The sequence below is a fragment of the Pseudomonas sp. BF-R-01 genome (assembly GCF_019946615.1).
Taxonomy (GTDB): Bacteria; Pseudomonadota; Gammaproteobacteria; order Pseudomonadales; family Pseudomonadaceae; genus Aquipseudomonas; species Aquipseudomonas migulae.
Window position 1 is genome coordinate 1 of the sequence record NZ_JAGYFX010000082.1, and the last position, 19,643, is coordinate 19,643.

Genomic DNA, 19,643 nt, shown 5'->3' on the forward strand with positions numbered 1-19,643 from the left:
ACAGTAGACCGCATTCCAATGTGGGAACAGTGATTGCGACTCGGTCTACCGTAGGAGTGAGCCTGCTCGCGATGGCGGCGGCAATAACGCCACAAATCTCAAGGCAGCTCAATACGCTCGCTTTCCCCCGGCACCGTCGGCCAATCCCCGGCCGCCCAGCGTCGCCGCGCTTCGTCGATAGCCGCCGGATCGCTCGACACAAAATTCCAGTTGATCCGTCGCGGTCCATCCAGCGGCGCGCCGCCAAATAGCACCGCATGACAGTCGCTCTCGGCGAACAGCGTCATTTCTTCTCCGGCGGGCAGCACCACTAGCGAATACGGCTCTATCGGCTCGCCATCGAGCTGCGCCTCACCGCTCAACACATACAACGCCCGTTCTTCATGCTCGGTGGGAATCAGCAGCGTGGTTGCTGTTTGCAGGTTCAGTTCCGCGTACAGCGTAGGAGAAAGCACCGGTACCGGCGATTCCAGGCAAAAGCCTGACCCGGCGATCATCCGGATCTTCACCCCAAGGTTATCGCTGACCGGCAACGTGGCTGCCGGGTGATGGCTGTAGTGCCCTGGGCCTTGCTCATGATCCTTGGGCGATGCCAGCCAGATCTGCAAACCGTGCATCGTGAAACCGCTGGCCTTCAGGGCTTCGGGCGTGCGCTCGACATGGGCAATGGCACTGCCAGCGGTCATCCAGCTGACGTCGCCGGCCTCCACCACCTGATCGGAACCGAGGCTGTCCTTGTGTTGGATTTTTCCTTCGAACAAGTAGGTCAGGGTCGACAGGCCGATGTGCGGGTGCTGACGGATGTTCATGCCTTTGCCCGCTGGATAACGGGTTTCCAGCATGTGGTCGAAAAACACAAAAGGACCGACGCTGCGGCATTTGGCTGACGGCAACGGGCGAAGAATCGGTTGGCCTTCGACATCTTCGGCGCGGGGGCGAATCACGAGCGGAGTGTTCATGGTGCATTCCAGGCTGAGCGGGTGACGCGTGGAGCATAACCCGCTTGCCCAAGCCTTGCCGCTATTGGCTGAACGCGCCTTCGCAGAGGTGGGTTTCGATGCTGACTTCGCTGGTGGTCATCAGCTTGTGCACTGGGCATCGGTCGGCCACGCGATGCAGTTCGTCGCGCTGGGCGTCGGTGAGCACGCCCTTGAGGGTCAGTTTGACGTGCAGGGCGTATTTGCCTTTTTGCTCCTGGCTGTTGTCGCGCTTGACCTCTACGCCAACGCCGGTCAGCGGGATGCCTTTCTTCTTCGCGTAGAGCTTCAGGGTCAGGGCCTTGCATGCGCCGAGCGCTGCATCGAAATAGTCGTGCGGCTCAGGCGCCGAGCCTTCGCCACCGGACGATGTCGGGACATCGGCGAAGAGTTCGTGGTCATCGATTTGTACGCTGTGGCGGAAGCCTTCGGCGGAAATGGTATTGACGGTAATGGTCATGGGAAACCTCGGCAGTAGGAAAAGTCATTCGATCAAAAAAGACCTTGAAGGTATAGAGCATTCCTTCTGAGATGCCTTCCAAACTCTTGCCGGGGGGGGGTAACTGTCATTTATGACAGTAGTCGGGCTTCGTTGAGCGTGTTTGAATCAACTCGACTGGACGCAATCCTTTCTGCAACGGGCAGAGTTCAACGAGTTTTATGCGCGCTATTGCCCAAGGAAAGATGTTCTTTTTTCCGGTTCAAGGAGAGAAACAATGGCAATGCATAGCGATACACCCGGTGTGGCGGCGAGCGGTGAGCTCGACCCCTCTTTTGCAATAGGCGGTAAATTCCAGGCACCAGCAGGCATAGGGCGATCGGTTTCACTGCTGGAAGGAGGTACGTCTTTGACGCTTGCGACTTTTGATAATACGAGTGGTGAGTTCTGTCTCTGTCGAGTAAGCGAGGACGGAGTGCTGGACACTGGCTTTGGCGTTGGAGGGGTGGTGAGGGGGCGTTTCGATCAGGCAGCGCGTTCGTTCCTGCATCAGGCAGTGCTGCAACCTGACAAGAAAATCCTGATGATCGGATATTCTACAGGCAATCTGGCCTTGACCCGCTTTAATCCCAGTGGAAGCCCGGATTTGGTGTTCGGTCAAAAAACATACCAATTTTTTCCAGAATGGCACTCTCTCAAAACCGGTTCGAAAGCAAGTTTGTTACCGGACGGAAAAATAATTGTGGCTGCGCGATACACTGCGAGCGTTAGCGATGTAGCGGTGTTGGTCAGGCTGTTGGCCAATGGAGAGGTAGATCCCACCTTTGGAGCTAAAGGTGTAGTCATAACGCCCGCTTTTATCACCATGAAGGGGCTTGCGATCCAGCGTAGCGGGAAAATTATCGTTGCAGGGATGACTGGCCAAAAAAGCGTCATCGCTCGGTTTAGTGCTGACGGCATGTTGGATAAAACTTTCGGAGTCGACGGTTTGGCGTATTTCGAGAGGGAGGGTTCAGAGTTTTCCTTTTGGGATATCTTGGTGTTGCAGGATGACCGCATTCGCTGCGTTGGTGGCACTTCTTTACAATCGGGCATTGGGGCGTTGCTAGTGGGGCTGGATAGCGAAGGCAAACCTGAGCAGCGCTTCAATGGGGGGGATCCGGTAGTAATAACACAGCGGTTCCTTGGTAGATGGAGTTCTATTAGTGAGCAAAAGGACGGTAAGTTGCCTGTCGTAGGTGGGAACGGAACGGACCTGGTGTGCACTCGATTTTTAACCAGCGGAGCTACCGACACCACTTTTGGATGGGACGGGTTCATGTATCATCCCGGAAATTCTGCTGATTGCGTGGTCCAGTCCGTCGGTCGTTGGGTAACGGCTGCGTATAACAGTCGTCTTACATCATCCTGGCTTTACGGATTGATCACCTGATTAGCCCCGAGTGGGCAAAAAAAAGCCCCGCATTGGCGGGGCTTTCGTATCAATCCGGATCAGCTGCCTTTGACAGCCTTGCCGTTGACCTTGCCGTCCAGGAGCATGATGTTGTACTCCTTGCCGTCGGTCTCGACCTGTTGCAGGCGAACCAGCAGGTAATCCCAATCCTTGGCGAACCACAGCACGGTGATGCGCTTGCTTTGTGTCGGGTCGCGCACGCGCTCGACCTTGATCGCGTCGATCTGGCCAGCCTTGGTGTCGACTTTTTCCGAACCCAGCACGCGGAAGTCATAAGTATCGACTTCACCATCATCGACCACCTGATAGCTCATGCTTTTCTTGCCGGCGGCCACGTCATGCTGCAGGGCCAACTGGTAAGTGGATTTGTCGACCATGCCGCGGTTGAGCGGGATCTTGACCGCGTCGCCGCGATCGGTGCCGGTGACCATTTTGGTGGTCCAGTCGAAATCCAGGTCAGCCTTCTTGGCTTTGCCCAGGCCACCGCGCTCAAAGTGGTAGGACTGTGGCAGCAGGGTGTCCTTGTCCAGGGTCAGGGTGCTTTCTTCGGTCAGGCTGGCAATCATCATCGATGCCTTGAAGCTGAGCTTCCAGACGCCGTTGGCTTCCTTGGTCAGGCTGCGCTCGGCGGTGCCGCTCATGGGCAGCTGCTTCCAGTCGGCGGTGTAGCTGGCGGAGAAGGGTTGAAGTTCTGCAGCCTGCGCGAAAGGCAGGGCAAGCAGAGCGCAAGCGAAGAGCAGGGCGCGACGCATAAAATCTCCTAGGTTCGAATCAAGTGGCCACTGGCCGCGAGTAACTTGCCATCCAGTAAAGCACCTTGTTCACCGAGTGATAAGCGACCTTCTGCAAACCAGCGTACGGCCATCGGGTAGATCAGGTGTTCCTGGGTATGAACTCGCTGCGCCAGACTCTGCGGCGAATCGTGCAACTCTACCGGTATTACTGCCTGTACGACCAGTGGTCCGCCATCGAGTTCCTCGGTGACAAAGTGCACGGAACAGCCGTGTTCAGTATCGCCGGCCTCCAGCGCGCGCTGATGAGTGTGTAACCCTTTGTATTTGGGCAGCAGCGAGGGATGGATGTTGAGCAGGCGACCCGCGTAGTGGCGCACGAAATCAGCGCTGAGGATGCGCATGAAACCGGCCAGGACCACGAGTTTGGGATTGAAAGCGTCGATCAGTTCGATCAGCGCGGCATCGAAGGCTTCGCGGCCTTCGAAAGCCTTGTGATCCAGGGAGCGGGTGTCGATACCCGCGTCCCTGGCGCGTTGCAGGCCGTAGGCGTCGGCGCGGTTGGATATCACCGCAGCGATGCGGACCGGGCTGTCGCCGGTCCGCGTGCTGTCGATCAAGGCCTGCAAGTTACTGCCGGTGCCGGACAGCAGCACCACCACATCACAGGTGACGGACATTAATGAGCCTTGAGGTTCTTTAGTTCTACCTGGGCCGCGCCTTCGGCAGCGGTGGCGATCTGACCAATGACCCAAGGCTGCTCGCCAGCTTCACGCAGAACGTTCAGCGCGGTTTCAACGTGCTCTTGAGCCACGCAGATCACCATGCCGACGCCGCAGTTCAGTACGCGGTGCATTTCGTTTTCGTCGACGTTGCCTTTCTCTTGCAGCCAGTCGAACACGGCAGGGCGGTTCCAGCTCGCCACGTCAACTACCGCTTGAGCGCCTTTTGGCAGTACACGCGGGATGTTGTCCAGCAGGCCGCCACCGGTGATGTGGGCCATGGCTTTGACCGCGCCGGTTTCCTTGATCAGCTTCAACAGCGGCTTCACGTAGATGCGGGTCGGGGCCATCAGCAGGTCGGTCAGCGGTTTGCCGTCGAGCTGGATGTTTTCGATGTCGGCACCGGAGACTTCGATGATCTTGCGGATCAGCGAGTAGCCGTTGGAGTGCGGGCCGGAAGACGGCAGGGCGAGCAGGGCATCGCCGGCAGCGACTTTCGAACCGTCGATGATTTCGGATTTTTCCACGACGCCGACGCAGAAACCGGCCAGGTCGTAGTCTTCGCCTTCGTACATGCCAGGCATTTCAGCGGTTTCGCCGCCGACCAGGGAGCAGCCGGACAGTTCGCAGCCTGCGCCGATACCGGTCACGACCTGGGTCGCGGTTTCGACGTTGAGTTTGCCGGTGGCGTAGTAGTCGAGGAAGAACAACGGCTCGGCGCCGCAGACGACCAGGTCGTTCACGCACATGGCCACCAGGTCGATGCCGATGCTGTCGTGTTTGTTCAGGTTCAGCGCCAGGCGCAGCTTGGTGCCGACGCCGTCGGTGCCGGAAACCAGCACAGGCTGCTTGTAGCCGGCCGGGATTTCGCAGAGGGCGCCGAAACCGCCCAGGCCGCCCATGACTTCCGGGCGCGCAGTGCGCTTGGCGACGCTCTTGATGCGTTCGACCAATGCTTCACCGGCGTCGATGTCTACACCGGCGTCCTTGTAGCTCAGGGAGGGTTGCTTGCTCATGATCCAGGCCTTTAGGGGGGATTCAGGGGTAACGACCGGGTCCAGTGGGACTGTCGGAACAGACGAAGGCAAGTGCCATGCGCGCTATTCCGACACTGCCCGGCTGTTGCCGGTCTGCGAAGGCGCGCGATTTTATCAGGCTTGAGGGGCAGCGGCCATCCTCAGGCCGACAGCAGGGGCATATCGATACAAAAAAACCGTAATTGCCCGTGTTGGTCGTCTCCCGCTTGGCTGTATAAGGTATCGCGATTAACCGTCTATCGTTATGGCAGTGCGAAAAACTTAACCGGGACGTGTGAATGTTTTGCGTCGGGCGATGGTCACAGCCTTGCTCGATTGTCTTCATGCGGTCAGTTCCAGCCGCTCTTGTCGTCAGGAATCCTCCATGCGTTTTTTCAGATCATTGTTTGTGGGTTGTTTGTCCCTGGTCAGCCTGGCGAGTCATGCCGAAACCGTAAAAGGCCTTTATCAGGTGCGCGAGCCAGTCACCAGTCAGGCGCCTGAAGAGCGCGATCAAGCCACCCAGCGTGCGCTCGACACGCTGGTATTGCGCCTGACCGGAGACCCCAAGGCGGCGCAAAGTCCGGGGTTGGCGGCCGTCCGCAAGGACCCGCAGCAGATCATCAGTCAATACGGCTTCGACGCCGGCCCGCCGGAAGTGCTGAAAGTCGATTTCGACCCGGCCTCGACCGAACAGGCGTTGCGCCGTGCCGGGCTGTCGCTGTGGGGGGCAAACCGGCCGTCGATCCTCGGTTGGTGGTTGAATGATTCCGCAGAAGGTTCGAGCCTGGTCGGTGATGGTCAGGCCGCTGCTGCGCCGCTGCGTCGTGCCGCACAACATCGTGGTCTGCCGCTGCGTCTGCCATTGGCGGACTTGAGTGAACAATTGGTCGCCACTGCACCGAATCTGGAAGGTACGGATGCAGCGCCACTGCGCGGTGCATCGGAGCGTTACAACGCCGATGCCTTGCTGGCGGTGCATGCCCGGGAAGAGGGCGGTCAGTGGCAGGCCAAATGGCATTTGTGGCTGGGCGATCAGAAGGAGGCGGGCAGCGTGCAGGGCGCGGATCAGGCCGCTGTGGCTGACGCGGTGCTGCTGGCGGTCAGTCAGCGTCTGGCGCCACGGTTTGTGGTCAAGCCAGGTACTTCGGGTGAGCAATTGCTGGAAGTGCAGGGCATGAACCTGGAGCACTATGCAACGCTCGGGCGTTTGCTTGAGCCGTTTGGCGCGCGTCTGCAAAGTGTTGACGGGAACCGTATTCTCTACCGGGTCAATGGCAGCGCCGAGCAGTTGCGCTCGCAGTTGTCGCTGGCGAAGTTGCAGGAGGTTCCGGCGGGTGAGGCACCGGCTCCGACGGCGGCTGTCCAGCCGGTGGTCCAGGGTTCGGCGCCCGCTATTGCGCCAACGCCTGCACCGGTGCCGCAACTGCGTTTCCGTTGGTAAGGTTTTCTTTCTTTATATAGATGCATATGGAGTGGTACATGGCCGATACGCGGCGTTGGTTCTGGTTGGGTGGAGTGGTTCTGCTCTGCGCGTTTATCTGGCTGTTGCATCCGATTCTGACGCCGTTCCTGGTGGCGCTGTTGTTGGCCTACTTGTTCGACCCGCTGGTGGATCGCCTGGAAAAGGCCGGGCTCTCGCGGACCTGGGGCGTGGTGGCGGTGTTCGCGTTGTTCTCTTTGATTTTCACCACGTTGTTGCTGGTGCTGGTGCCGATGCTCGCCAAGCAGTTGTTTCGCTTGTATGAGCTGGCGCCACAGATGCTCGACTGGTTGCAGCACACTGCATTGCCGTGGGCGCAATCGAAGTTCGGGTTATCGGATGGTTTCTGGAAATTCGACAAACTCAAGGCGGCAATCAGCGAGCACATGGGCCAGACCACCGACATTGTCGGCATGGTGTTGAGTCAGGCGACCGCTTCCGGCCTTGCGTTGATCGGTTGGCTGGCCAATCTGGTGCTGATCCCGGTGGTGAGCTTTTACCTGCTGCGGGACTGGGACGTGATGATGGCCAAGATCCGCAGCCTGTTACCCCGCGCTCGTGAAGAGCGCGTCGTGATTCTGGCCGGCGAATGCCATGAAGTGCTGGGGGCGTTCGTACGCGGGCAGCTGCTGGTCATGGTGGCGCTGGGTGTGATCTATTCGGCGGGCCTGATGCTGGTAGGGCTCGAGCTGGGGTTGCTGATCGGGATGATCGCCGGTCTGGCGGCGATTGTGCCGTACATGGGGTTTGTCATCGGGATTGGCGCGGCGTTGATTGCCGGCCTGTTCCAGTTTGGTGGCGACCTGTACCCGATGATTGGCATCGTTGCGGTGTTCATGGTCGGCCAGGCGCTGGAAGGCATGGTGCTGACGCCGTTGCTGGTGGGCGACCGGATCGGCCTGCATCCGGTGGCGGTGATCTTTGCGATTTTGGCAGGCGGTGAACTGTTCGGTTTTACCGGCGTGCTGCTGGCGCTCCCGGTGGCGGCGGTGATCATGGTGCTGGTGCGCCATGTGCATGATTTGTATAAAGATTCTGATATCTACAGTGGCGTAGATGAACCTGAGCTGTAAGGTTCGCTGATAGCCCGTCGCGGGCGGCCTGGTTCAGTGCCAGGCTGGCCCGTATCCCTTGCGTGGCTGTCACATGCGCCGCCAAAGAAACAGTCATAAAACCGGTGCGATAACGCAAACCTTTGATTTTGCTTATGGTCTGTCGCATTGTGCGGTCAGCGTCACGGGTATAAACTTCGCAAACTTTACACAGAGGCCACTAACGGTTCCTTTGGAACTGTTCAGTCAGCATGAAACCGATTCAGCTGCCCCTAGGTGTGCGTCTGCGTGATGACGCTACCTTTATCAATTACTACCCAGGCGCCAATGCCGCTGCACTCGGCTATGTCGAGCGGCTTTGCGAAGCCGACGCCGGCTGGACTGAAAGCCTGATTTATCTCTGGGGCAAGGACGGGGTAGGGCGTACGCATCTGCTGCAGGCGGCCTGTCTGCGCTTTGAACAGTTGGGGGAGCCAGCGGTGTACTTGCCGTTGGCCGAGCTGCTGGATCGCGGTATCGAAATCCTCGACAACCTCGAACAATACGAACTGGTCTGCCTCGACGACTTGCAAGCGGTTGCCGGGCGCGCGGATTGGGAAGAGGCGTTGTTCCATCTGTTCAATCGCCTGCGTGACAGCGGTCGGCGTTTGCTGATTGCGGCATCGACCTCGCCGCGTGAATTGCCGGTGAAGCTGGCGGACCTGAAATCCCGCCTGACCCTGGCGCTGATCTTCCAGATGCGTCCGCTGTCCGACGAAGACAAATTGCGTGCCTTGCAACTGCGCGCATCCCGTCGCGGCCTGCACCTGACCGACGAAGTCGGGCATTTTATTTTGACTCGCGGTACTCGCAGCATGAGCGCGCTGTTCGAGCTGCTTGAGCGTCTCGATCAGGCCTCCCTTCAAGCTCAACGCAAGCTGACCATTCCGTTCCTGAAAGAAACGTTGGGCTGGTAAGGCCCAGGTTTTTCAGGGGTTGCGGCATATTTCAGGCGCCACAAAATCCGCTTTCCTGCATGGGGCAGGCTGCGCGAGCGTCTAAATGGGGCTTAAGCGCTTAGATGTAAACGCGAAACCAAGAAGTCACATAAAGTTCGATTGAATTTGCAAATGAGGTTGATAGCGGGCATAGTCTCGGCTTCTTTACAACTATCAGCCACGGTCGTGCCCATGCTAAATCGCTTCGCACCCCTCGTGCCTCTCGCACTCGTCACCCTGTTGTTCGGTTGCGCTGCTCACTCTCCAGTGTCCCAGCAAGAGCAACAACAGCAGGTTAAAAATTCAGTTACCGCGCAATCTTCTTCCGTTCTTTTCCAGGAAGAACTGGCCACCGATAAAGAACTGGCAGACTTCGCCGACGGCAAGTCCTACCAGCTTCCGGTTCTGGCCGACAGCATCCTCGAGCGTGGCATGTCCCTGATCGGTACCCGTTACCGTTTCGGCGGCACCTCCGAGGCTGGCTTCGATTGCAGCGGCTTCATCGGTTACCTGTTTCGTGAAGAGGCCGGCATGAACCTGCCGCGTTCCACTCGCGAAATGATCAACGTTGACGCGCCACTGGTTTCCCGTAGCGCGCTCAAGCCGGGCGATCTGCTGTTCTTCGCCACCAATGGTCGCCGCGGTCGTGTCAGTCACGCCGGGATCTACCTGGGTGACAACCAGTTCATCCACTCCAGCAGCCGCAAAAGCGGTGGTGTCCGGGTCGATAGTCTGGGCGACAGCTACTGGAGCAAAACCTTCATCGAAGCCAAGCGCGCACTCGCGATGGCCCCGACCGTGGTCACGGCACGCAAGTAATTGTCTAGTCTGTCGCCACATCAGTGGCGGCAACGGCCTCTCTGCAACAGAGTAGGCGGACAGTTTGTAAGGCGAACTTAAAGTCTTACTTGAAGTTTGCCGCGTACCCGCTAGAATCCTGATCTATTATTGATGGCAAACCGCCTGCGTCCTGCGCAGGCGGTTTTCTTTTCTGCCTTTGCGGTGGAAAAAGCCGCAGCCAGATCAGGATGTTCTGCTTATGACGATGTCGGCCCGCCTCGCACTCATGTTCTTCGCAGCGCTGCTCAGTGCCTGCGCCAGCCGCACACCGCCACCTGCGCCGGTGGTTCGCGCACCCATTGTCTTCGGCTCCGCACAACCTTTTTCGCCTGAGGCGGAAGACGTGTTGTTTCGCGCCTTGGGCCTCGTGGGCACGCCTTATCGCTGGGGCGGCAATACGCCAGATTCCGGGTTCGATTGCAGTGGCCTGATCGGTTATGTCTACCGTGACGTGACGGGCATTTCCCTGCCACGCACCACGCGCGAGATGATCAGCATGCAGGCAGCCAATGTCGGCAAGGAAGGCTTGCAAACCGGCGACCTGGTTTTCTTCGCCACCAATGGCGGCTCCCAGGTCAGCCATGCCGGGATCTACGTTGGCGAAGGCCGTTTCGTGCATGCGCCAGCCACTGGTGGCACGGTGAAGCTCGACAGCTTGTCCAAAGCGTATTGGCAGAAAGCTTACCTGAGCGCCAAGCGTGTTCTGCAACCCGAGCATTTGGCGCGTAACCCCTAGTTCGCAGAGGTCGTCATGACCGCCCGCACACTCAATCTCGATGATTCCCTGTATCAATACCTGCTCGACGTTTCCCTTAGGGAAACGCCGCTGCTCAAGCGTTTGCGCGATGAAACCCAGGCGCTGCCGATGGCGCGCTGGCAGGTGGCGCCGGAGCAGGGGCAGTTCCTCGCATTGCTGGTGAAACTCACCGGCGCGAGGCGTTTGCTGGAAGTCGGCACCTTCACCGGTTACAGCGCGTTGTGCATGGCGGCGGCATTGCCGGATGACGGTTCGTTGATTTGCTGTGATATCCCCGGCGACTACAACGCCACGGCGCTCCGTTACTGGCAGGAAGCGGGCGTTGCCGAAAGAATTGACCTGCGCCTGGCGCCCGCGCTGGAAACCCTGGCTCGGCTGGATCAACCCGGTCAATTCGATTTGATTTTCATTGATGCCGACAAGGCCAACTATCCGGCCTACCTGGAGCACGCGTTGCGTCTGCTGCGCGTTGGTGGTCTGGCGGTGTTCGATAACACCCTGTGGAGCGGGAGGGTGCTGGAGCCGAATCCCGAAAGCGTAGACACCCGCGCTATCCAGGCGCTCAACTGTGCCTTGAAGGATGACTCGCGTGTGGATCTGTCGTTGTTGCCGCTGGGCGATGGTTTAACCCTCTGCCGCAAGCGGTAACGCTGATCCCTGTGGGAGCGAGCCTGCTCGCGATAAGGGCAGTACATCCAACATTGATGTTGCCTGATGCACCGCTATCGCGAGCAAGCTTGCTCCTACAGGGTATGTGTGTGGCGCAGTTACTGGGTTGCCGACACCCGCCACACCTTATTCCCCACATCATCCGCCACCAGCAAATCACCCTGCTGATCAATCACCACACCCACCGGCCGGCCCATGGCTTTTTCCTCGTCATTGAGGAAGCCCGTCAGCACGTCAACCGGGCTTCCGTTCGGTTTGCCGGCACTGAACGGCACGAAAATCACTTTGTAACCACTGTGCGGCTTGCGGTTCCATGAACCATGCTGGCCAATGAACACGCCTTCCTTGAATTGCGCTGGCAGCCTGTTGCCTTCAGCGAACGTCAGACCCAGTGAGGCGGTATGCGGGCCGACCGCGTAGTCCGGAGCAATGGCCTTAGCCACCAGGTCCGGGTTTTGCGGCTCGACGCGAATATCGACGTGCTGGCCGTAGTAGCTGTAAGGCCAGCCATAGAACCCGCCGTCCTTGACCGAGGTGATGTAGTCCGGCACCAGGTCGCTGCCGATTTCATCTCGCTCGTTGACCGCCGTCCACAACGCGCCGCTCCGCGGTTCCCAGGCCATGCCGTTGGGATTGCGCAGGCCCGAGGCGAAAATCCGATGCTTGCCGGTGGCGCGATCCACTTCCCAGATCGCCGCGCGACCTTCTTCCTGATCCATGCCGTTTTCGGCGACGTTGCTGTTGGAACCCACCGTGACGTACAGCTTGCTGCCGTCCTTGCTGGCGATCACGTTTTTGGTCCAGTGGTGATTCAGCGTGCCGCCCGGCAGATCAACCACTTTGATCGGCGGCGACTTGATGGTCGTGGTGCCGTCCTGGTAGTGAAATCGCAGCAAGCGGTCCGTGTCGGCGACATACAGGTCATTGCCGACCAGGGTCATGCCGAAGGGCGAATTAAGGTTTTCCAGAAACACCGTGCGAGTTTCGGCGATGCCGTCGTGGTCTTTGTCGCGCAGCAACGTGATCCGGTTCGGGCTTGGGACGCTGGCACCGGCGCGGCCCATGACTTTCTTCATGACCCAGCCTCTAACGCCTTTGCCATCATCGGGTTTGGGCGGCGCATTGGTTTCGGCGACGAGCACGTCACCGTTCGGCAGCACGTACAGCCAGCGCGGGTGATCGAGGTTTTCAGCAAATGCCGCCACTTGCGTTCCCGTTGCTGCCGTGGGTTTCGCGCCGTCCGGCCAGCCGATTGCCGGGGCGATGTTGACTGTCGGGATCAGGGTCTTGTTCGGTTCTGGCAGTCGAGGGGACGGGCCGGTGCCGTCGGAGACTTGCAGGGTGGAGGTCTCGCTGCAGGCAGCGAGCCCTCCTGTGAGGGCGATGACGAGAACGAGCAGGGGCTTGTGCATGCTGATCTTCCCTATAAATGCAGTGACCTGATCAATAGAGAAGTGCAAACCCGCGATGGTTCAACCGGTCAGCCGCGGGCTTCCTTGAACAGTACGGCGATGCCGGGATGATAGTTGCCCGCTTCGTTGCGCAACTTGCGGTAGGCGTAGGGGAAATACCAGGCGACCGCGCAGCTGTGTTCCTTTTGCAGGTCGTCGACCATGTCCTGGAGTTCTTCCGGCGTGGCGCCGTGCTGGGCCTTTTGCGGGGCGACGAACAGGCAGCCGAGTTTCAGGTCGCTGGCGTAGCTGATGCGCTTGGCGTCGCTGGTGATATCGGCCAGGGCCTGCGTCAGGTTCAAGCTGTTGACCCGTGGCCAGCGCTGAGTGGCCTGGAGGTAGGCGCGTTCTTCGCTGCTGGAGATGAACAGGTCGGCGCGGGCGTTGCGTTCGCCTTCCTCGTTTTGTTTGCGGGTGGGTGTGTTCTGCAGCGTGACCATTTCCGCCATCCACGCGGCAGCCGAGAGCAAGCCGAGGTTGGCTTTTTCGTCGTACCAGTAAGGCGTGTCGTTATCGCCGCGCACCGCGTTGTAGCGGTCGATACAGTCAAACCAGCGCTCCAGCACCGGGCGCAGGAATTCCAGCTTCGGATTGCTGATGGTCATGCCTTGCATGTGGCTCACCCTTGTTATTGTGTTGTCAGGTTGTGGCGCTTTGATATCACTGCTGAGAGTGTGGCACAAGATTGGCGTCATTTTATTGATCGACGGCAGTTATTCGCCCGGCGGTCTCCCGGCTTTAATTGACGCTCCACCCCCAACCCTCTAACCTTCGCGGCTTGTTTCAGGTGCTCTGTGGCGTCGGTCGACAGAGTGAAACAGGGAAGCCGGTGTGTGCGCTCGTTCAATTTATGAACAACCACGATCCCGGCGCTGCCCCCGCAACGGTAAATGAGTGAAGGCTGCGCCTTGAGCCACTGTGTCGAATGTCGATATGGGAAGGCGCGCAGTCAGGCGAAACGCCGCTCATGAGCCCGGAGACCGGCCTGATCCATTCAGCGGCATCACGGTGGGCGATGCCAGGCTTCTTGCCGTCTATTCTTGTGCCTGCCCGCCGTTATCCAGCCTCAACGGAGAGCTCCCCCATGACTGATACTCCCGATCGTGACGAACGCCATCTGGCGCGCATGCTGCGCAAAAAAGCCGTGATCGACGAACGCATCGCCAATTCCCCGAATGAATGCGGCCTGCTGCTGGTGCTGACCGGCAACGGCAAGGGCAAAAGCAGCTCGGCCTTCGGCATGCTCGCCCGCTCGATGGGCCACGGCATGCAGTGCGGCGTGGTGCAGTTCATCAAGGGGCGCAGCAGCACGGGCGAAGAGTTGTTCTTCCGATGCTTCCCGGAGCAGGTGCGTTTTCATGTGATGGGCGAGGGCTTTACCTGGGAAACCCAGGACCGCCAGCGTGACATCGCCGTCGCCGAAGCCGCGTGGGAAGTGTCCCGCGAGCTGTTGCGCGATCCGTCGATTGGCCTGGTGGTGCTCGATGAACTGAACATCGCCCTCAAGCACGGCTACCTCGACCTTGATCAGGTGCTCAGCGACTTGCAGGCGCGTCCGCCGATGCAACACGTGGTCGTCACGGGTCGCGGCGCCAAGCCGGAAATGATCGAGCTGGCTGACACGGTCACTGAAATGGGTGTCATCAAGCACGCCTTTCAGGCCGGGATCAAAGCGCAAAAAGGCGTCGAGCTGTGAATCAACCACGTCATTGCCCGGCGGTCTTGATTGCCGCGCCGGCCTCCGGTCAGGGCAAGACCACCGTCACCGCCGCGCTGGCCCGTTTGCATCGCAATCAGGGTCGCAAGGTGCGCGTGTTCAAATGCGGCCCGGACTTTCTCGACCCGATGATTCTCGAGCGCGCCAGCGGTGCGCCGGTGTATCAGCTGGACATGTGGATGGTCGGCGAACAGGAAAGTCGTCGACTGTTGTGGGAAGCCGCCGGTGAAGCGGATCTGATCCTGATCGAAGGTGTCATGGGCCTGTTCGACGGCACGCCGTCCAGCGCCGATCTGGCGCGGCACTTTGGTGTGCCGGTGCTCGGGGTGATCGACGGCACGGCGATGGCGCAGACCTTTGGTGCGCTGGCGCTGGGGCTGGCGAAGTATCAGCCGGACTTGCCGTTCGCCGGCGTGCTGGCCAACCGCGTGGGCACCTTGCGCCATGCGCAATTGCTCGAAGGCAGCCTGACCGAAGGCTTGCGCTGGTACGGCGCGTTGTCCCGGGAAACCGGGATCGAGCTGCCGAGTCGGCATCTTGGTCTGGTGCAAGCCAGCGAGCTGAATGACCTCGACCTGCGCCTCGATGCGGCGGCCGAATCTCTGGCCAACAGCTGCGACGTTACGCTGCCGCCGCCTGTGGAATTCGCCGCTCCAGAAGTGATCGCCGCCGAGCCGTTGCTGGCCGGTGTCCGAATCGCCGTGGCCCGTGATGAGGCGTTCGCTTTCACCTACGGTGCGAGCCTGGATTTGCTCCGGGCCATGGGCGCCGAATTGTCATTCTTCTCGCCGATCCGCGACACGCAATTACCGGAGGCTGACAGCCTCTATCTGCCGGGCGGCTACCCGGAATTGCACCATGTGGCGCTGTCTCGGAATACTCAAATGCTCAACGCCATCCGCGCTCATCACGCGGCGGGTAAACCCTTGCTGGCCGAGTGTGGCGGCATGTTGTATTTGCTCGATTCGCTGACCGATGTCGAAGGCACGCGGGCGGAGCTGGTTGGTTTGCTGACTGGTGATGCTGTGATGCAGAAACGATTGGCGGCGCTGGCGTTGCAGGCGGTTGACTTGCCGGAAGGTTCGCTGCGCGGGCACACCTATCACCATTCGTTGACCAGTACCGAACTTGAGCCGATTGCCCGTGGCCTGAGTCCGAATGGCGGGCGTGGGGCGGAGGCGGTTTATCGTGAGGGGCGGATGACCGCTTCTTATGTGCATTTTTATTTTCCGTCGAATCCGACCGCGATTGCCGCGTTGTTTGCGCCTGACCGGGAGGCCGCCATCGCTGGCAAGCCAGCTCCTACAGTTGATCACCTAACCCCTGTAGGAGCTGGCTTGCCAGCGAAGAGGCCATGACCGACAACGCCTTTTCGGAAGCCGAACGCGAAGCGGTCTACCGAGCCATCGCCGAACGCCGCGACATGCGCCACTTCAGCGGCGGCACTGTCGAACCCGAGTTGCTCCGGCGCCTGCTCGACGCCGCGCACCAGGCGCCAAGCGTCGGCCTGATGCAGCCCTGGCGGTTCATCCGCATCAGTGACCGGGCCCTGCGCAGCAAGATCCAGTTGCTGGTGGAAGAGGAGCGCATGCGCACCGCCGAAGCCCTCGGCGAGCGCACCGACGAATTCATGAAGCTGAAAGTCGAAGGCATCAACGACTGCGCCGAGGTGCTGGTCGCTGCGCTGATGGACGATCGCGAGCGGCACATCTTTGGCCGTCGCACCTTGCCGGAAATGGACATGGCGTCGTTGTCCTGCGCGATCCAGAACCTGTGGCTGGCGTCCCGTGCCGAAGGACTCGGCATGGGCTGGGTCTCTTTGTTCGAGCCGCAAGCCCTGGCCGACCTGCTGGGTTTGCCCGCAGGGGCCAAGCCTTTGGCTGTTCTTTGCCTGGGCCCGGTCAAGGAATTCTATCCGGCGCCGATGCTGGTACTCGAAGGCTGGGCGCAAGCGCGCCCGCTCAGTGAAATGCTGTACGAAAATTATTGGGGAGTGAGTCAATGAGTGTGGCGTTGTTGAGTGTCGCCGCGGTTGCGCTGGATGCGCTGCTGGGTGAACCCAAACGCTGGCATCCGCTGGTGGCGTTCGGCCGTTTTGCCGACCGCATCGAGCAACGTTTCAATGGTGGCGGGCGCGGCTGGCGCAGCCACGGTGTCACGGCATGGGTGATTGCGGTGTTGCCGCTGACCTTGCTGGCCACGGCGTTTTCCTGGGCGCCTTACGTTGGCTGGATCGTTGAAATTCTCGCGCTCTATTGCGCCCTCGGCCTGCGCAGTCTCGGTGAACACGTCGAGCCGGTCGCCAAGGCCCTGCGCAGTGATGATCTGGAGGAGGCGCGCACACGCGTTGGCTATCTGGTCAGTCGCCAGACCAGCGAACTGGATCAAACCGAAGTGGCCCGCGCCGCTACCGAATCGGTGCTGGAGAACGGCAGCGACGCGGTGTTTGCTGCGCTGTTCTGGTTTGCCGTGGCCGGTGCGCCGGGCGTGGTGCTCTACCGATTGAGCAATACGCTGGATGCGATGTGGGGCTATCGCAACGAACGCTTCGAACGGTTTGGCTGGGCGGCGGCGAAAATCGACGACGTACTCAACTACATTCCGGCGCGGCTGGTGGCATTGACCTACGCGCTGCTGGGCAAAACCCGACTTGCACTGAAATGCTGGCGCACCCAGGGCCCGACCTGGGACAGCCCGAACGCCGGGCCGGTGATGGCTGCGGGGGCGGGTGCGCTGGGTGTCGAGTTGGGCGGGGCGGCGATTTATCACGGCGAGTTGCATCAGCGTCCGCAGCTGGGCGAAGGCGTGCCGGCGGACGCCGACTCCATTGACCGTGGCTGGCAATTGGTCCAGCGCGGGGTATGGTTATGGCTGCTGATTCTCTGCGTGGGAGCTGAATTCTATGCTTGAACACGGTGGACGGTTGCGCAAGGCCGCGCTCGAATACGGTATCGCCGAAGCCGATTGGCTTGACCTGTCCAGCGGCCTCGCGCCCTGGCCGTTTCCAGTCCCGGACATTCCGTTGCGCGCCTGGGCGCGGTTACCGGAAAACGATGACGGTCTGGAGCAGGCCGCCTGTGATTATTACGGCACCGCGCAGGTGTTGCCGGTGGCCGGTTCGCAAATGGCGATCCAGTTGCTGCCGCGTTTGCGGCGGGACGGCAAGGTTGGCGTGCTGTCGCCGTGTTACGCCGAGCACGCCGAAGCCTGGCGTCGCAACGGTTACATCGTGCGAGAAGTGCTGGAGCAGGAAGTCGATTTCTTCCTCGACAGTCTCGATGTGCTGGTGGTGGTCAATCCGAACAATCCGACGGGTTTGAGCCTGACCCCGAGTCGTCTGCTCGACTGGCATTCCAGGCTGGCGCAGCGCGGCGGCTGGCTGGTGGTCGACGAAGCCTTCATGGACAACACGCCGCAGCTGAGTCTGGCGCCATGTGCCCATATGGTGGGCTTGATCGTGCTGCGTTCCTTCGGCAAGTTTTTTGGTCTGGCCGGGGTGCGCTTGGGCTTCGTACTGGCGGAGCGCAAGTTGCTCAGGTTGCTCGCCGAACAAGTCGGCCCCTGGGCCGTCAGCGGGCCGACCCGCGTGTTGGGGCAAGCCTGCCTGAAGGATGCCGAAGGCCACGCCAGACAACGTCTGCGTACCGAAGAAGCCAGCAAACGGCTGGCGCTGTTGCTTGAAGAACACGGCTTCAAACCTCAGGGCGGTTGCGCGTTGTTTCAATGGCTGGTGACCGAGTGCGCCGAAGAGTTGCATGAGTTCATGGCCCGGCGCGGCATCCTGCTGCGGTTGTTCACCCACAACAGCAGCCTGCGTTTCGGCCTGCCCGGCGAAGAAGCCGACTGGACCCGTCTCGCGCAAGCGTTTACAGATTACGCCAAGGAAAGCCGATGACTACGCTGATGGTGCAAGGCACTACATCGGACGCCGGTAAAAGCACGCTGGTGACGGCGTTGTGTCGCTGGGTTACGCGGCAGGGCGTGCGCGTGGTGCCGTTCAAACCGCAGAACATGGCGCTCAACAGCGCCGTGACTGCTGACGGTGGCGAGATCGGCCGCGCGCAAGCCGTGCAGGCTCAGGCCGCCAACCTCGAACCGCACACCGACATGAACCCGGTATTGCTCAAACCCAACAGCGACACCGGTGCCCAGGTGATCATCCATGGGCGCGCCGTCACGACCATGAACGCGGTCGCCTATCACGACTACAAAGCCATCGCCATGCAAGCAGTGCTGGCCTCCCATGCGCGGCTGAGCGCGGCGTATCCAGTGGTCATGGTCGAAGGCGCAGGCTCGCCGGCCGAGATCAATCTGCGCGCCGGCGACATCGCCAACATGGGGTTCGCCGAGGCAGTGGATTGCCCAGTTGTATTGATCGCCGACATCAATCGCGGTGGGGTGTTCGCGCATCTGGTAGGCACCCTGGAACTGCTGTCGCCGAGCGAGCAGGCACGGGTCAAAGGCTTCATTATCAACCGTTTTCGCGGCGACATTGCGCTGCTGCAACCGGGCCTCGACTGGCTGGAAGCACGCACCGGCAAACCGGTGATTGGCGTTCTGCCGTACGTGATGGACCTGCACCTGGAAGCCGAGGACGGCATCGATCAACGCCAGACCGACAAGGCTGATCAAGTGCTCAAAGTGGTGGTGCCGGTGTTGCCGCGCATCAGCAACCACACCGACTTCGATCCGCTGCGCCTGCACCCGCAAGTCGACCTGCAATTCATCGGCCCCGGCCAGGCGATTCCGCCCGCCGACCTGATCATTCTTCCTGGCTCGAAAAGCGTGCGCAGCGATCTTGCGTATCTGCGCGCCAACGGCTGGGAAACCGCCATCGCCCGCCATCTGCGCTACGGCGGAAAAGTCCTGGGTATTTGCGGCGGCCTGCAAATGCTCGGCGAGCAGGTGCACGATCCGTTGGGCCTTGAAGGTGAGCCGGGCTCCAGCGCCGGTTTGGGGCTGCTGGCGTTCGAAACGCAACTGGAAGAAGAGAAGCAGTTGCGCAATGTGCGCGGGCGTCTGGCGCTGGAAGATGCGCCGGTCAGCGGCTACGAAATTCATGCCGGCGTCACCACCGGCCCGGCATTGGAAAATGCCGCCGTGCAGCTGGACGATGGCCGTTGCGATGGCGCGCAAAGTGGCGACGGGCAGATTTTCGGTACCTACCTGCATGGCCTGTTTGAATCGCCGGCGGCGTGCAGTGCGCTGTTGCGCTGGGCGGGTTTGCAGGATGTGCAGGAAGTGGATTACCACGCGCTGCGTGAGCGAGATATCGAGCGGTTGGCTGATCTGGTGGAGAAGCATCTGGATACCCGACTGTTGCGTGAGCTCTGCGGGATTTGAGGTGGCTGTTCTGGCC

At 60.4% G+C, this 19,643-nt stretch carries 20 protein-coding genes and 1 riboswitch; of the genes, 13 read left to right on the forward strand and 7 right to left on the reverse strand.

The window, feature by feature from the left end; translation table 11 throughout:
• Positions 1-98: 98 nt before the first annotated feature.
• Together KGB27_RS23570 and KGB27_RS23575 are read right to left on the reverse strand one after the other, a co-directional pair.
• On the reverse strand, positions 99-959 hold the full coding sequence (locus tag KGB27_RS23570; RefSeq protein WP_223436675.1) for a pirin family protein: 861 nt from the start codon (positions 957-959) through the stop codon (positions 99-101).
• A gap of 61 nt (positions 960-1,020) precedes the next feature.
• Positions 1,021-1,437: an OsmC family protein gene (locus KGB27_RS23575; RefSeq protein WP_223480857.1), complete on the reverse strand. Its 417-nt coding sequence runs from the start codon at positions 1,435-1,437 to the stop codon at positions 1,021-1,023.
• 142 nt (positions 1,438-1,579) lie between these two features.
• Here KGB27_RS23575 and KGB27_RS23580 point away from each other — a divergent pair, with 142 nt between their 5' ends.
• Positions 1,580-2,848 carry a hypothetical protein gene (locus KGB27_RS23580; protein WP_223556523.1) on the forward strand — a complete coding sequence of 423 codons (1,269 nt, stop codon included), beginning with the start codon at positions 1,580-1,582 and terminating at the stop codon, positions 2,846-2,848.
• Positions 2,849-2,907: 59 nt separating this feature from the next.
• Here the strand turns inward: KGB27_RS23580 and KGB27_RS23585 are convergent, their stop codons facing one another.
• The 3 genes from KGB27_RS23585 to purM are packed head-to-tail and all read right to left on the reverse strand — an operon-like array spanning position 2,908 to position 5,338.
• Positions 2,908-3,621 carry a DUF3108 domain-containing protein gene (locus KGB27_RS23585; protein WP_008039220.1) on the reverse strand — a complete coding sequence of 238 codons (714 nt, stop codon included), beginning with the start codon at positions 3,619-3,621 and terminating at the stop codon, positions 2,908-2,910.
• A gap of 8 nt (positions 3,622-3,629) precedes the next feature.
• Positions 3,630-4,280 carry a phosphoribosylglycinamide formyltransferase gene (gene purN / locus KGB27_RS23590; RefSeq protein WP_008039219.1) on the reverse strand — a complete coding sequence of 217 codons (651 nt, stop codon included), beginning with the start codon at positions 4,278-4,280 and terminating at the stop codon, positions 3,630-3,632.
• On the reverse strand, positions 4,280-5,338 hold the full coding sequence (gene purM, locus KGB27_RS23595; protein WP_008033526.1) for a phosphoribosylformylglycinamidine cyclo-ligase: 1,059 nt from the start codon (positions 5,336-5,338) through the stop codon (positions 4,280-4,282). Before purM ends, purN begins: the two co-directional genes overlap by 1 nt.
• 385 nt (positions 5,339-5,723) lie before the next feature.
• Here purM and KGB27_RS23600 point away from each other — a divergent pair, with 385 nt between their 5' ends.
• The 6 genes from KGB27_RS23600 (at position 5,724) to KGB27_RS23625 (ending at position 11,095) form a co-directional block, all read left to right on the forward strand.
• Positions 5,724-6,782: a DUF2066 domain-containing protein gene (locus tag KGB27_RS23600; protein WP_223480855.1), complete on the forward strand. Its 1,059-nt coding sequence runs from the start codon at positions 5,724-5,726 to the stop codon at positions 6,780-6,782.
• A 38-nt stretch (positions 6,783-6,820) separates the two neighbouring features.
• On the forward strand, positions 6,821-7,894 hold the full coding sequence (locus tag KGB27_RS23605; RefSeq protein ID WP_008033540.1) for an AI-2E family transporter: 1,074 nt from the start codon (positions 6,821-6,823) through the stop codon (positions 7,892-7,894).
• Positions 7,895-8,124: 230 nt separating this feature from the next.
• Positions 8,125-8,829: a DnaA regulatory inactivator Hda gene (gene hda / locus KGB27_RS23610; protein ID WP_008033543.1), complete on the forward strand. Its 705-nt coding sequence runs from the start codon at positions 8,125-8,127 to the stop codon at positions 8,827-8,829.
• A gap of 213 nt (positions 8,830-9,042) precedes the next feature.
• Positions 9,043-9,669 carry a C40 family peptidase gene (locus KGB27_RS23615; protein ID WP_008033546.1) on the forward strand — a complete coding sequence of 209 codons (627 nt, stop codon included), beginning with the start codon at positions 9,043-9,045 and terminating at the stop codon, positions 9,667-9,669.
• Positions 9,670-9,889: 220 nt separating this feature from the next.
• The gene (locus KGB27_RS23620) at positions 9,890-10,426 is read left to right on the forward strand and encodes a C40 family peptidase (protein WP_008033547.1); all 537 of its coding nucleotides are present in this window, start codon (positions 9,890-9,892) and stop codon (positions 10,424-10,426) included.
• Between the two features lie 15 nt (positions 10,427-10,441).
• On the forward strand, positions 10,442-11,095 hold the full coding sequence (locus KGB27_RS23625; protein ID WP_223556525.1) for a class I SAM-dependent methyltransferase: 654 nt from the start codon (positions 10,442-10,444) through the stop codon (positions 11,093-11,095).
• Between the two features lie 119 nt (positions 11,096-11,214).
• On the opposite strand, the gene KGB27_RS23630 is transcribed toward KGB27_RS23625, so the two are convergent.
• Entirely contained in the window at positions 11,215-12,528 is a 1,314-nt protein-coding gene (locus tag KGB27_RS23630; protein WP_008039214.1) for a PQQ-dependent sugar dehydrogenase, read from the reverse strand.
• A 68-nt stretch (positions 12,529-12,596) separates the two neighbouring features.
• Complete coding sequence (locus tag KGB27_RS23635) at positions 12,597-13,181, reverse strand: hypothetical protein (RefSeq protein ID WP_223556526.1); 585 nt, start codon at positions 13,179-13,181, stop codon at positions 12,597-12,599.
• A 154-nt stretch (positions 13,182-13,335) separates the two neighbouring features.
• A riboswitch (cobalamin riboswitch) is annotated at positions 13,336-13,571 on the forward strand.
• Between the two features lie 80 nt (positions 13,572-13,651).
• Here KGB27_RS23635 and cobO point away from each other — a divergent pair.
• The 6 genes from cobO to KGB27_RS23665 are packed head-to-tail and all read left to right on the forward strand — an operon-like array spanning position 13,652 to position 19,627.
• Entirely contained in the window at positions 13,652-14,263 is a 612-nt protein-coding gene (gene cobO, locus KGB27_RS23640; RefSeq protein WP_223556528.1) for a cob(I)yrinic acid a,c-diamide adenosyltransferase, read from the forward strand.
• On the forward strand, positions 14,260-15,642 hold the full coding sequence (locus KGB27_RS23645) for a cobyrinate a,c-diamide synthase (RefSeq protein ID WP_223556530.1): 1,383 nt from the start codon (positions 14,260-14,262) through the stop codon (positions 15,640-15,642). Before cobO ends, KGB27_RS23645 begins: the two co-directional genes overlap by 4 nt.
• Positions 15,639-16,289, forward strand: coding sequence for a 5,6-dimethylbenzimidazole synthase (gene bluB / locus KGB27_RS23650; RefSeq protein WP_223556532.1), 651 nt, complete (start codon positions 15,639-15,641; stop codon positions 16,287-16,289). Before KGB27_RS23645 ends, bluB begins: the two co-directional genes overlap by 4 nt.
• Complete coding sequence (cbiB, locus tag KGB27_RS23655; protein ID WP_008033562.1) at positions 16,286-17,194, forward strand: adenosylcobinamide-phosphate synthase CbiB; 909 nt, start codon at positions 16,286-16,288, stop codon at positions 17,192-17,194. Before bluB ends, cbiB begins: the two co-directional genes overlap by 4 nt.
• Positions 17,187-18,179 carry a threonine-phosphate decarboxylase CobD gene (gene cobD / locus KGB27_RS23660; RefSeq protein WP_223556534.1) on the forward strand — a complete coding sequence of 331 codons (993 nt, stop codon included), beginning with the start codon at positions 17,187-17,189 and terminating at the stop codon, positions 18,177-18,179. The genes cbiB and cobD overlap by 8 nt, the downstream gene beginning before the upstream one ends.
• Positions 18,176-19,627 (forward strand): cobyric acid synthase, encoded by a 1,452-nt coding sequence (locus KGB27_RS23665; RefSeq protein WP_223556537.1) that lies wholly within the window; start codon positions 18,176-18,178, stop codon positions 19,625-19,627. The genes cobD and KGB27_RS23665 overlap by 4 nt, the downstream gene beginning before the upstream one ends.
• The last annotated feature ends 16 nt before the right edge of the window (positions 19,628-19,643 follow it).

What these genes read in the sequence shown, in the direction of transcription:
- KGB27_RS23615 (WP_008033546.1), top strand. Translation starts at nt 9,043, where the DNA reads ATGCTAAATCGCTTCGCACCCCTCGTGCCTCTCGCACTCGTCACCCTG.
- hda (WP_008033543.1), top strand. Translation starts at nt 8,125, where the DNA reads ATGAAACCGATTCAGCTGCCCCTAGGTGTGCGTCTGCGTGATGACGCT.
- KGB27_RS23605 (WP_008033540.1), top strand. Translation starts at nt 6,821, where the DNA reads ATGGCCGATACGCGGCGTTGGTTCTGGTTGGGTGGAGTGGTTCTGCTC.
- KGB27_RS23575 (WP_223480857.1), bottom strand. Translation starts at nt 1,437, where the DNA reads ATGACCATTACCGTCAATACCATTTCCGCCGAAGGCTTCCGCCACAGC.
- cobO (WP_223556528.1), top strand. Translation starts at nt 13,652, where the DNA reads ATGACTGATACTCCCGATCGTGACGAACGCCATCTGGCGCGCATGCTG.
- cobD (WP_223556534.1), top strand. Translation starts at nt 17,187, where the DNA reads ATGCTTGAACACGGTGGACGGTTGCGCAAGGCCGCGCTCGAATACGGT.
- bluB (WP_223556532.1), top strand. Translation starts at nt 15,639, where the DNA reads ATGACCGACAACGCCTTTTCGGAAGCCGAACGCGAAGCGGTCTACCGA.
- KGB27_RS23600 (WP_223480855.1), top strand. Translation starts at nt 5,724, where the DNA reads ATGCGTTTTTTCAGATCATTGTTTGTGGGTTGTTTGTCCCTGGTCAGC.
- KGB27_RS23570 (WP_223436675.1), bottom strand. Translation starts at nt 959, where the DNA reads ATGAACACTCCGCTCGTGATTCGCCCCCGCGCCGAAGATGTCGAAGGC.
- cbiB (WP_008033562.1), top strand. Translation starts at nt 16,286, where the DNA reads ATGAGTGTGGCGTTGTTGAGTGTCGCCGCGGTTGCGCTGGATGCGCTG.
- KGB27_RS23585 (WP_008039220.1), bottom strand. Translation starts at nt 3,621, where the DNA reads ATGCGTCGCGCCCTGCTCTTCGCTTGCGCTCTGCTTGCCCTGCCTTTC.
- purN (WP_008039219.1), bottom strand. Translation starts at nt 4,280, where the DNA reads ATGTCCGTCACCTGTGATGTGGTGGTGCTGCTGTCCGGCACCGGCAGT.
- purM (WP_008033526.1), bottom strand. Translation starts at nt 5,338, where the DNA reads ATGAGCAAGCAACCCTCCCTGAGCTACAAGGACGCCGGTGTAGACATC.
- KGB27_RS23625 (WP_223556525.1), top strand. Translation starts at nt 10,442, where the DNA reads ATGACCGCCCGCACACTCAATCTCGATGATTCCCTGTATCAATACCTG.
- KGB27_RS23620 (WP_008033547.1), top strand. Translation starts at nt 9,890, where the DNA reads ATGACGATGTCGGCCCGCCTCGCACTCATGTTCTTCGCAGCGCTGCTC.
- KGB27_RS23635 (WP_223556526.1), bottom strand. Translation starts at nt 13,181, where the DNA reads ATGCAAGGCATGACCATCAGCAATCCGAAGCTGGAATTCCTGCGCCCG.
- KGB27_RS23630 (WP_008039214.1), bottom strand. Translation starts at nt 12,528, where the DNA reads ATGCACAAGCCCCTGCTCGTTCTCGTCATCGCCCTCACAGGAGGGCTC.
- KGB27_RS23665 (WP_223556537.1), top strand. Translation starts at nt 18,176, where the DNA reads ATGACTACGCTGATGGTGCAAGGCACTACATCGGACGCCGGTAAAAGC.